Annotated in this window: 7 protein-coding genes; 1 reads left to right on the top strand and 6 read right to left on the bottom strand. The window is 37.2% G+C overall.

What is annotated here, in order from left to right:
* Window positions 1-2: 2 nt before the first annotated feature.
* Genes G585_RS0105850 through G585_RS0105835 form a run of 4 tightly spaced genes read right to left on the bottom strand, consistent with a single transcriptional unit; the run spans window position 3 to window position 7,955 of the window.
* Window positions 3-1,166 (bottom strand): glycosyltransferase family 2 protein, encoded by a 1,164-nt coding sequence (locus G585_RS0105850; RefSeq protein ID WP_022773646.1) that lies wholly within the window; start codon window positions 1,164-1,166, stop codon window positions 3-5.
* A 12-nt stretch (window positions 1,167-1,178) separates the two neighbouring features.
* Window positions 1,179-2,912 (bottom strand): glycosyltransferase family 4 protein, encoded by a 1,734-nt coding sequence (locus tag G585_RS0105845; protein WP_022773644.1) that lies wholly within the window; start codon window positions 2,910-2,912, stop codon window positions 1,179-1,181.
* A gap of 13 nt (window positions 2,913-2,925) precedes the next feature.
* Entirely contained in the window at window positions 2,926-6,765 is a 3,840-nt protein-coding gene (locus G585_RS0105840; protein ID WP_022773643.1) for a DUF6492 family protein, read from the bottom strand.
* A 32-nt stretch (window positions 6,766-6,797) separates the two neighbouring features.
* Entirely contained in the window at window positions 6,798-7,955 is a 1,158-nt protein-coding gene (locus G585_RS0105835; protein WP_022773642.1) for a CgeB family protein, read from the bottom strand.
* A gap of 104 nt (window positions 7,956-8,059) precedes the next feature.
* Here G585_RS0105835 and G585_RS18810 point away from each other — a divergent pair, with 104 nt between their 5' ends.
* On the top strand, window positions 8,060-9,028 hold the full coding sequence (locus G585_RS18810) for a DUF6492 family protein (protein WP_022773640.1): 969 nt from the start codon (window positions 8,060-8,062) through the stop codon (window positions 9,026-9,028).
* 2 nt (window positions 9,029-9,030) lie between these two features.
* Here G585_RS18810 and G585_RS18805 read toward each other — a convergent pair whose 3' ends face one another.
* Both G585_RS18805 and G585_RS0105820 read right to left on the bottom strand, forming a co-directional pair.
* A complete protein-coding gene (locus tag G585_RS18805) occupies window positions 9,031-10,497 on the bottom strand; it encodes a WavE lipopolysaccharide synthesis family protein (protein WP_022773639.1) in 1,467 nt (488 codons plus the stop codon).
* A gap of 7 nt (window positions 10,498-10,504) precedes the next feature.
* Window positions 10,505-12,502: a DUF6492 family protein gene (locus tag G585_RS0105820; RefSeq protein ID WP_022773638.1), complete on the bottom strand. Its 1,998-nt coding sequence runs from the start codon at window positions 12,500-12,502 to the stop codon at window positions 10,505-10,507.
* Window positions 12,503-12,573: the final 71 nt, after the last annotated feature.

Below are 12,573 nucleotides of genomic sequence, written 5' to 3'. Positions count from 1 at the left end.
TATCATCCTAACAATTTATTACATATAGTTATTCCAATATGTGCAGGATTATGATAGTCCTGTACCATATCAAATATTCTTTTTACATCCGGAGTTTTTCCTTTGCTGATATCAAAAATTGCCCTTATGCCATCGCATACATTTGCCATTTTTCCCGGATTCTCATCACTGCTTGATATAAGAGCATAGCAAACAGCCAGAACCTTATTTTCAATATTTGCAAATTCTTTTTCCGCACTCAGGATGTCACTAAGTTCAGCGGTATATCTGAATATATCCCAGAGCTTCTGCTCCAAGGATAGATTGCAGTTTTCAAACTGATAGGTATCAATCTCTGCGCTAAATTCCATTATCCTGATCTTCCTGCGCATCTTTAGTACATCAGGTGTTAGGCATCCATAGGTAGCAAATAATTCGATACTCTTATAGTAAAAGTCATTGTACATTTGGTGCTTATATGAATAATACTTGCCAACTGATGCATTCATCCCCTTGACACCCTGATATGCATTAAATCTGTACAGGCATTCAGGATAATATCCTATAGAATTCATCTTAGGAAGCATCTGAAGATTGAAATAGTAATCTGCCCCGAATATATCATTTCTAAATCTAAGGTCTTTGATAAGGTTCTTCCTATATACGTTGAGCTGATTATTAAGAAGCCCGATTCTCATGATTGTGCCCCAGTTAGCCTTGCACTCATCGAAATTGTTCAGTACAAACTCGTTTGGCATCAGGCTGATTATTTCTTTGGAATCATCGCTTAATATAACTTGATCTTCATCACATACTGTTGTTGAAACTGCAAACAAAAATAGATCCACTCCATACTTCTCTATAAACTCAGATGCTTTGGAAAGAGCACCGGGCATAAGAAGATCGTCTGAATTAAGGAAAGTAACATACTCACCTTTTGATCTTGAAATGCCTATATTCAGGCTCTCATATATCCATTCATCTTCATGAAGCGCAACTATTCTATTATCAGCTACTGCATATTCATCTGCAATTTTCCCTGTACTATCGCAGGAGTTCCCCTCGACAATTACCAGCTCCCAATTATCAAAAGTCTGATTCAGCACGCTTTGGACAGCTTTTGGAAAATACTTTTCATTGTTTTTTACAGGCATTATCACAGATATTAGTGGTTTATTGTCTGACATCTATATTTTCTCCTAAACCCTGATAAGTTCATCATAGAGATTATCAATTATCAGGTTGTAATCAAACTTCTCCTGATATGTTCTGTAAGAGTTCTCACACATTCTTTTTAACATTGCTTCATCGTTACACAAGGATCTGATATTATCTGCTATCTTTTGAATATTATTGATGGAGGCTTTTAAACCGCAGTTGCCGTAGTCGATCATCTCATCGCTATTATCCAAATCTGTTACAAGTATTGCACACCCTGCGCTCATTGCCTCGGGAATAACGTTAGGGAATCCTTCCTGCTCTGAAGTCAAAATGAATACCTTGCTATCCATAAATTCCTGATGAAGAATTTCTTTATCCTCAACCTCTCCAACAAAAGAAATTGAATCCTCCATATATGGATGTTCCTGCATGAACTCATCAATATATCCATAAAATTCACTCTCAACAGGACCTACAATTCTAAGTTTCCAATCAGATATCTCTGAATAGGCCTGTGCAAAAGACTGGAGTAAAATATCTGTTCTTTTATGCTGAGTTCCAACCCTTCCAACAGTAAGTATCACGTTTTTCTTTTTCTCATAAACAGGAGCCATCATCTCAGATAAGCCGAATGGATAGTAGCCACATCTGACAACTCTTATATCCATCTTCCATTTTTTTGCTATAAACTTTTGGAGTGGAACCGTCGAAGTTCCGATGATATCGCATTTTTTATAGAACTCATCAACGTTCGTTTCATAACGTGGTATATTGTTGATCCAGAATGCACTGGCATCAAGCGCGAGATATATAACGCCATCAGGTCTTAATTCTTTATATTTATCTGCTACAACCATATTGTTTCTGTAAGTTCCAAAAAGCATCAGACAGTCGATGTCTTTTCCATACTCATTGAGCCATTTTATTTTTGATTCAAGGCTGTAGTCATTCAGTCTTACCAGTTCCTCACCCTGAACATAACTCTCAAAAGAATAGGTGTAATCCTTATCAATCCCCACCATGTAAACTGTGCAGCCCTTGTTTTTATAAAACAAATATGGCACAGCCCCAATATCCTTTATAAGTTCATAGTTATTAAAAGGCCTGTCATGTGGGGTTATGGCAGCTACTGTCTTAATTGTTCTCTTCGGATTTCCAAGTGCCTTTACATACTTATCAATACTAAATTCAGCTGCTGTATTCTCATGTTTAGTAAAGACTATATATCTTCCAAAAATATATCTGGAACAACCATCATAAACTATTTCTATATCATCAGTTATAAAAATAGCTCTGCAGTTTTCAGTACTGTGCTCCTTTACAAATTCAAAAAAATCAGAGGCACTGAATTTTTTCTCATCAAATGAAATGATCAGATCAAACTTTTCATCTAATGATTCTCTAATATCTTCTGCGATCTGCAAACGTGAATCAGGATGCATTTTCTGTATATCTTCTGAAATATAGGTTCCTATCCACTCAAGCTCTTTTCCAAGGCACAGCACATTTACAGGCTCCGGCTCTTCCATATGTCTTGTTATTATGAGTAAATATGTCATAAAGTAAGTAACTAAGAGACTCGGATCAGTTCCTGCATACCTTTCCGTCAGTGCAGCATGTGCTCTCTTAAGTACTCCATCTATGGAATTGTCAAAGCTATGCATAGGAAGAAGGGTATAATCCTTTATGCTTTCTCTGTAATCAAAAAGCTTTTCGGAAATACCTTCTCCTTCATAGTAATAACTAAAATCCGAGTAGATTATTTCTCCCATAATTCACCCATTCTCAGATTGAATCATTGATAACCTGACATATCTCTCCTGCAATCTTAAAGTAAACATTGCGGCTAAAATGATTAATGCATCCTTCAAAATCGTTCTGGGAATGTATGAAATCAGTAATATTGATAACATGCATTCTCTCATGATCTTCTGCAAATTCCTGTATTATCGGATTATAAAGCCTGTTATTCTCAAGCACTCCCTCAAATCCTGAATTATCACCTTCATATGCAGTTTCACTTCCAAGGATTATGATAAATTCAGGTTTTCCCTTAACATGGTCATAAATATAATCAAGATTTCTAAGAAGCAGATCCACAGGCGTTGTTCCAACAAATTCCCAGTCTCTTGCAAATTTTTCAATGATATCCCTTGAAAAAAGAAATGCATGATTTTGTAAAACTCCGCTCATATAGTCAGCTGCGTTAGCCAGATCAGTCAGTGGTCTCTTCAATCCTGAAAAACTGATGTATGCACCTGTCTTTTTATTTCTGTATAAACCTGATCCCGTATCCTGAAGCATACTAAGGCATATTACGTGATATTCTTCAGAGAACAATTTGGTTTCAAAATCACCTTTTTGCATAAAAGGAACTTCGCTAAGGATCTCTTCAATCTCTTCATCACTCATATGGGCAGCCTGCCAGATATGCATTGTGTGATTTTGACCGGCGGTAGTGAATCCATGCTCATTTACATAATTAAACTCCGTTGTGATGTTCCCGCCTCTGATGTATGGAATCGTAGAATCAAGATCGCAAGGGCCTTTCATTAAGATGCGGATTCTTTTCTCTTTTTCCGGATCGCTTACTATCTCGTTCTCTACGTCTTCTTTTATCCAGTCTACATCTTTATTTTTTTCAAGCTGAACCGATACGTTCCCCTTTATCTCAAAATCAGGGCATCCAAGCATATTGTAGACATACTGCTCAATTCCCATGCCTATTACTCTGCATGAAAACAGGAAATGTCTCATGAGTTTTTCTCGGGTATCATAGCAGTAAAATCCTATGATTCCATAGGCGCCAAATCTATCCTGAGCTTTGATATAGGCACAGTTGTTCCAATCATTTGTTATGACCCTTGTCAGTATTTCCTTGTTTTCACGGTTTTTTGTATAGTTAAGCTGATTGCTTCTGCCTACCAGCTCAGTGATCCTGTCTATTTCCTTAAGGCAGTCTTTATTCACTGTTATCCTTATGTCACTGTCACGCAGAAATTTCTCATTATTATCGTATGAAGTCTGCGCATCCAGTTTTTTCTCAAGCAATTTATACTGATCAAGTCTTGAATGATTTTTATCCTTAGCTACTGTTCTTGCAAAAAAGTTTGCAAGATAAGGAATGATATCAGGGCTGGCAGTCATGATATCCCCGGCATAAAACTTAGCCTCCTCCAGGTTTCGATTGTTATCATCTATAAAAAGAACATTTTCTGGCCTAAGGCCCATATTCTTGATCTTTAGCTCAATCTGCTTTCCTTTGTCATCCCAGTTTATGTTATTAAATACAAACAGATCTTCTATCCCCGCCCCTTTAAGTTCATTAAGCACAGGTTCCTCATCATTTTTAGATGAGATGCTGTTGATAACCCCATGATCTGTCGCACTTTTAATAAGCTCTACGTTGGATAATGGAAGTTCTACCTCACCTTCACTTAAGATGCCACTCCAAAAAGTCTCATCCATATCCCAGATGATCAGCTTTATTTTTTCGTAAGGGAATTCCTCGTACTCAGGGTGTTTAACAATAACTGTAACTCCATCCCTGAGCATGTCCGCCAGATCCCTTTTCTGTCCCTCATCAAACTCCTTGTAGATATTATTGTCCACGATCACCACATCATAGATGTTTCCTTGCACAGCACTTCTTAAGCTTTCAACATTTTCATAAACATTCTCAGTGTTCTTTGCAATATCAAAAAGAGCTCTGTTCGTTTCAATTCCACTAAGCGAGCTGTTAGGGAACAAGCTCCTGATAGCTTTCAGATCGGATCCAAGGCCACACCCTATCTGAAGCAGGCTAAATCTCGAATCCTTATTATATGGGATCTGTGATATAACAGTTCCGCTGGCATAACAGTACTTCAAAATATCAAAACCATATTTTTTCTCAAATAATACGTGATGCTCAGTCAAAAGCCTCTCATAATCCGTCTTTAAAAAGCTCTGACTTCCTGCGTGATAAATAAAGCTGTTACGAACAAGCAAAAGCCTGTACCCCCTCTTAAGTATTTCCATGGAGAGGGCATCATCTTCGTAATATCCCGGAGCAAAGTCTTCATCAAAACCGCCTACCGCATCCCACACATCCCTGCGAATAAGCATAGCAAAAGCAGAAAGCCTTGATCTTTCAAGATACGGACTTTCCATAGGTACATTTATCTTTTCACCATATTTTATGTATTCATCTACGGTATCAAATTCGATGTCCAATTGCTGTTTATTACCGGCATAATTGGACAAGCTTCCGACAGCACCTACATTCTCTGCAGAATAAAGGGCTTTTTTCAGATAGTATACTGAATCAAATACCAGTCTTGTGTCATTGTTAAGAAGAAGAACATCACACTTTTCAAACTCAGTTCCCACCGTAGCTGCAACTGCCTGATTGCAGGCAGGTCCAAAACCTACGTTCTCAGTGTTTTTTATAAGCAATATATCTTCCTGTTTTTCAAGAAACTGCGTCACTCCATCAGTAGAAGCATTATCCACAACTACTATCTTATATGTTCCCTGATTCAGCGTACTTCTTATACTCTTAATGTTTTCTTCCATAAGAAAGCTGGCATTGTAGGAGACAATTACAATAATTATCCTGTCTTCCTTATCCTCATGTTTCCAAAAGCCGCCTGAAGTAACGTTGGTATTTGCAGACAATTCCACATCATCTTCCCAAACTTCCTTATATCCGTCTTTAAATTCCATTTGGGCAAGCTGAAGCATTTTCTTTGCAGACAATTTCTTTTGATATTCAGGGTTGTCAAAAAAGTTCCTGTTATCTTCCCTGACAGACTGTCCCTTTTCAAAAGAGATGGCGTCAAAGTCTTTTGATAGCCACTCAAAATCCCTGTCATTTATCTTGTGCATATCAAAAAATGATGCACCCAGCCTGAAAGAATGCCATTCCCTTAATTTGTATGTTGATGGTGACTTAAGTGCCACGTAAGTCCCATAGGTCTCAAATTCACTAAATGAAGAGTCATATATCTTTTCCGGTTCAATAGAATTTATTATCTTTTCCCAGAATTTCTCACCGCTTATCTGATCATTTTTTTCTATATCAGATATCATATTTTTCATGATATCTGTTTTAAAAAGCATATGCTCTGAAATAAATGATCTCTCAATGACTTTCCTAAATCCCGGAAGTATCTTACCCATGGTGTCAAAATACTCCTGATGAAACTCATGTTTAAGATCAAGGTAGGGCTGTCCGGTCTCCTTGCTGAACATATTTATCTTTCTGCATGGCACAGTATCCCCATCCCAGACCATGTAATATTCATCCTCGCAGACCATTGAATACTGCATCTTAAGGAACTGCTGATAATACCAGCCTGTTATTCCTCGAGGAAGTGGCTCTGAGCCAATGATTGGCGCTAAGTGCCTTGCCATACAGCTATGTACTTCATTAAAAGGAAGAAGTTCATTTTCATCCAGCCATTTTACATGGTCCTTTATAGGCTCATGATTCAGGACAATATTCCCAACCTGAGCGGAACCGATAAACACAAGCTTTCCATAATCAAAGTTTTCAATAAGCCGTGGATATAAATGTAGAACTCTCTCGCAATCTGAAGGAGTTACTACTATGAGAAGATCAAAATGCTTTTGATTGTCCATCTGCTCTATTCTCCATGCAAAAACACATTCAACTATAAAGCAACACTTATCATCTTTTTTAATCTATCTGTATATTTAAAATCATTTTGCACTTTCTTAAGTCCTGCTGCTGCAATCTGCTGACGTTCTTCATCATGTTGCAAATAATACCCTGCCAGGTCCACTGCCTCGTCAATGCTGTGAAATAGAACAACTTCTTTTCCATTTTCAAAACACTCTTCAAGCTCAGGCTGAGCATTAGATAAAAGAAATCCACCACATCCCAATATATCAAGCGCCCTTAAGGGAATTGCACTTTGAGCCGCTCGCAGGCTCCAATTAAGATTTATTTTGCTTGACTTAAAAAGTGCCGGCATCTCACTTGTATAATCTAAAGGCCCGTGTATATGAACATCTTTAAGTAATCTCTTTTCTGTTTCACCTGCCTCATAGGTATACAGGTGAACATCATATCTTCTGCCCATTACTTCCAAAAGGCTTATCCTATCAAGGTATGTAACATACTCAGTGATAGCATATGATAGCTGCTCTTTATTAACTGTCAGATCATATCCTATACTTCTATATTCGCTGTTTATGCTTTCGATAATAGGCTCAGTTATCAGCTCATCCACTATGTATTTATCAAGTATCTTGCTCTGTGTATCAACGAGCTTATCTATATATTGCAGCAGGTCTCCTGATAGTCCTGTTTTTATAAGTCCAATACTTGATTTATACAGTTTCCCCATAAAAGAAATATTGCTGGAAAACTTTTGTTGAGCTGATACTTTTTCATATTTAACTGTATTGACTCCTAGCGGCATATGCCAAAACCTGTCATAACCAAGCCTTTTATATTTCTGAACCTCAATCCTGTCGAATAAAAAAATAAAATTGGTGTCATACTGCATTTGCTCACAGGGAAGTACATTCATAGGCGTATCATATGTCCACGCAATATATGGAACCTGATGTTCATGACAAACAGTCGCAATTATCGGGTAAAAATTCGTAGAAAAAACCAGGTCATATTGCTGTTCTGCGAATCTCTGTTCAAATAATGAAGCAAATTCCTCATTGCTATAGACATCCTTACCTTTGAACAGATATGTAAGTTCTCGCACATTTCCTGCGCCATACATATCAGTCAGGGCTTCCATAATATCGCTATGAATATATGAATATGGATTAACGACCAGTATTTTCAAAAAAGTTCCCTTCTTAATTATTTTTTATATCATTATTATACCAAATAACGTTATAATATTATAAGAAATATATTACTGATACCTGGCTCTGAAAGGAGTTCAAAATGACCACTTTCTCATGTATGATCCCTTCTCTTTCCAAAGACTATCACCGGACAAAAACACAATATCACAGGCTCTTTGAATGTCTTGACATAAGCAAGATAGTATTTGTGGGGCCTCCTGAATTAGAAGAATGTATTAAATCAGATTATGACACCGGCATTTATGGGAATCATAAAATAGAATATTTAAATGAACGTGAAATATTGCCCTTTGAAGAAATAAAGCTTGCTCTCTCAAAACAGTTAACTGAAAAAAACAAGGTTGGTACTTCAAGCACAGGATGGTATTATCAGCAGTTTTTAAAAATGAAATTTTCAGACTACTGTGACGGGGAATACTACCTGTGTTGGGATGCTGACACCATCCCCCTCAGACATATTAGTATGTTCTCTGAAGATGGAAAACCATACTTTGACGTAAAGTCAGAATGCCAGAGCAGATACTTTTCTACAATTCAAAATCTATTTGGTTTTAGTAAAGTTATAGAAAAATCCTTTGTATCTGAACATATGATATTTAAAAAAGATTTCATGCACGACATGATTGCAGAAATTGAAAGTACCCCTTTTGAAGGGAAAACATTTTATGAAAAAATCTTTTCTGCTGCAGGAAGTGAAAATATAGACCTTGGATTTTCCGAATTTGAAACCTACGGAACATGGGTTGCCATGCGTCACACCTCCGCATACAAACTGAGGAACTGGAAGTCATTTAGAAACACCAATTTCTTTATAGATATAAGTGAGTTGTCTCAGGAAGACGTGGGCTGGCTCTCTAGGGACTATGATGCTGCAACCTTTGAAAAATATCAGGCAACAGTTCCTGAGTTAACTGAATTTTTCCGCGACCCACGATACAGAGAAAAACTCTCTCCTCAGCAGTTCTACCAGGCAGTTCTGGAAAGCAATATAATGGGAAATTACTCAAATGGTGCCATTGAATCAGATGGTTTTATTTTTCCTGCTTAATCCTATATATCCCAATAATAGAAAGACATCCAGGCAGCATGTGTAAGTCCGCCTTCAGACACATTGCTGCTTATGTCTATATATTTGCTTCCATATTTATCCCAGAAAAATAGCAGTTCATCCGGGTCTATAAAAATGGCACAGTTTTTTATAAACTTCCAATAAAGCATAAGTGCGTCATCATCAGAAGTAATGCTCTTCCCATACACTACGCGTTCACAGAAGGATTGAATCAAAAACGATTCCGGATCCTGTGTTTTTCCTATTTTATCAACAACTTGCCTTCTGGAAACTTCATCCATATTGCAGGAATCAAAAAACGAGTCGACTAATGCTCTTTTCAGCACATAATAGTAGTGAGCATTTTTAATTTCAGGATCTGATTGCGTAAACTCAAGTCTTCCAAATTTTTTAGGTGCTCCATATAGCTTTGTTACATCTTCAATCTCTCCAAAAGCCATAAAATCCGTAATTCTAAAAGGATAATTGCACATTGATCCATGGGTTCCCAAAAAGATCAATCTGGATTTCATATTCTCGTTATTAACAGGATAGGTACTTAGCATATTCCTGAAATAAAGTAAAAAGTCCGGTAAATAAAAAGCCTGATCTGTTCTGGTTTTTAGAACATACTTTATATCTTCATTTTGTTTAGCTTTCTCAATCCCAAAAAGTGAACTATCAAGCTGGCATGCTATATTTGATGGACCTCTGTTTATTGGAATATCATTTTCAACTATTTCTATATCTATAGCCCTGAGCAGATGTCTAAGATTCTCGTTCACTTCCCCGTACCAGGTAGAAAGAATGATCATAGCATCCGGATATAGCTTTCTATACCTCATAAGAGTTTCTAGCGTAAAATCCCTCTCATAATCAACAGGCCCCTGCATAACTATTGCCACATCTTTGGCGGAATAAATTGGGAGCCTTCTTCTGCCAGAATTCTGCCACAAGTTTTTAACTACAATATGATCATTATTATGTATATTTATCCTGTTCAGCTGAGCATATATATTTCCGATATCCGCTTTTCCCTCAATAACAGTTTCAGGAAGTGAAACTATATCAAAACGTATACTCAATGATAATTCTCCAAGAAGATGTCTGAGAAATAATATACTCTCTTCATCCAGCTCTGCTTCTATAGTTTTAGCTATTTTATCCATTAGCTCTATGAGTAACTGAATAATTCCTCTGAGCACACTCTGCATTTCCTGTGCAACTTCCTTATCGCAATACAAATAAGGCTCATAAAAGATGCCTTCCGCAAAACCTAAGGATATTTCCTCAGATAAATTTTTGGCAAAACCGTTTAAGAGCTGCATAGTCATTCCAAACTCACGATTAAGCTTTTCTTTATCATGGGTATTTTCATAATCATCAATTGCATTCAAAATGGCAAGTTCGATGTTTTCAAACGAAGAAACCAATTTATTTTTTGTTACTGTACTAAAAGAACTATTCATCTCCGCCTCACTTTGTAATTACCTGAAAATCTGAATAACAAAGCCTTCCTATTATCTTTTTGTCATCTTGCGAAAGTGCTGCAAAATCATCCTTGTTCACAATAAGCAAATTAAAAGCAGGTCCCTCGATATTTTTTTCAAGGTCTGAAAAACTCTTATAGACAAGCTCTGTCTGCGCAGCTATATCCGCAACTTCTGTGTTTTTCTCCACTCCTGCCGCCTGCGCATTTGGATATAAACTCTTTAAAGCTTTCATGTTAGCGCCTAAACCGCATCCTATTTCCAAAACATTAAACCGTTCCATCTTTCCAAAAGAAATCTGTGAAAAAATGTCAGGTTTTGCATAAATAAAGCTTAACAAGCCCTCTTGCCCTGGGGCTTTATTCTCTCGTTCATCCCAGTGCTGTCTATAAACAAAGCTGTTTCTCACGAGTCTCAGCCTGTAGCCACATGCCAGAAGCCTTAAAGAAAAATCTGCATCCCCTGCAATTCCATCATCTCCAAATTCCTCAGCAAAGCCCCCCACTTTTTCGAAGGCTTCTCTCTTTATCAAGATGGCATTACTAGAAAGAGTGACTCTTTCTAAGTATGGATCCTCCATAAGAACATTATTCTTTTCTCCAAATTCTATGTATTCCTGCTGAGTATCAAACTTTATATCAATCTGTTGCTTATTTCCCGCAAGATTAGATACACTTCCGGCTGCTCCAATATTCTCAGCAGAATAAAGAGCCTGCTTTAAAAAATGGACTGAATCAAACACAACTCTTGTACCACTTTTTAGAATGCAAATATCCCAGTCTTTATACTGTGTCTTATCCAGGTCCCTTACAGCCTTATTCACAGCTGCATAGAATGGAAGATGGGCATCAGTAATAACGTATTTATAATTCAGTTTGGATAATGTGCATTCTATTCCTTCAACACTAAATTTCACAGCCTGTTCTTCGCCGTTATCAACAATTATAAAAAGCGTTCTGTTATCTATTCCCTTTCCATTAACAAATCCACCTTTTGTGATATTGGCATTTTTCATTGTAACGGGATCATCTGCCCAAACCTCCTTATAGCCACCATTAAATTCCATTTGGATAGCCTGAAGCATCTGCTTGGCTGAAAGCTTTTCCTGATAGGCAGGATCATTAAAAAATGTGTTGCCATTTCCGAACATAGGCTGATTTTTCTCAAAGGATATGGCATCAAAATCTTTTGAAAGCCACGCAAAATCTCTATCAGTTATAGTATCAATACCAAAAAACTGAGAACCAAGTCTGAAAGAGTGCCAGTCACGCAGCTTATACACATCCGGAAATCGCATTGCAACATAGGTTCCATATGTCTCAAATTCACTAAAAGAAGAATCAGATATTTTTTCAGGAGGTATAGAATTGATTATTTTTTCCCAAAAATATTTCCCGGGAATACTGTCATTTCTTTCTATATCCTCTATTAAATGCCTCATTATCTCTTTCTTTATTAGCATGTGCTCAGAGATAAAAGATCGTTCTATAACCTTTCTGAAACCGGGAAGGAGCTTTGAAATCGTATCGAAATATTCAGGGTGAAATTCATGTTTAAGGTCAAGATAGGGCTTACCTGTTTCCGGCTGAAACATTTTTATTTCTCTACAAGGAATAGTGTCCCCATCCCAAACCATATAGTATTCGTCCTCGCAGACAGCGCTATATTGCATCTTAAGAAACTGCTGATAATACCACCCTGTAACAGCTCTTGGCATTTCTCTGCCTTTAAGGATATCTGAGAGTCTCTCTGCCATGCACTTGTGAACTTCATTAAAGGGAATGAGACTGTTTTCATCTATCGCAAAGGAATCATTATTTATCCTACTGTCTGAATCAATTATTGCCCTAACATCCGTCGGACCAATAAAACATAATTTTCCATAGGGATAGTTTTCTATAAGTCTTGGATATAGTGGTTGCAATCTCTTGCAATCATCTGCTGTTACAACGATCAGTGCATCAAAACGCTTCTCATTTCCCATAGCAAGCTCCTTATAATCAGACTGTTATATTTTTATTATAGTTTATTTGTTGACGTATAACAAATCGCTTT

It is taken from the genome of Butyrivibrio sp. AE2015, assembly GCF_000420825.1.
GTDB lineage: Bacteria > Bacillota > Clostridia > Lachnospirales > Lachnospiraceae > Butyrivibrio.
Note: the sequence above shows the minus strand (reverse complement) of the source record. Positions and strands in the feature narration are given on the sequence as shown.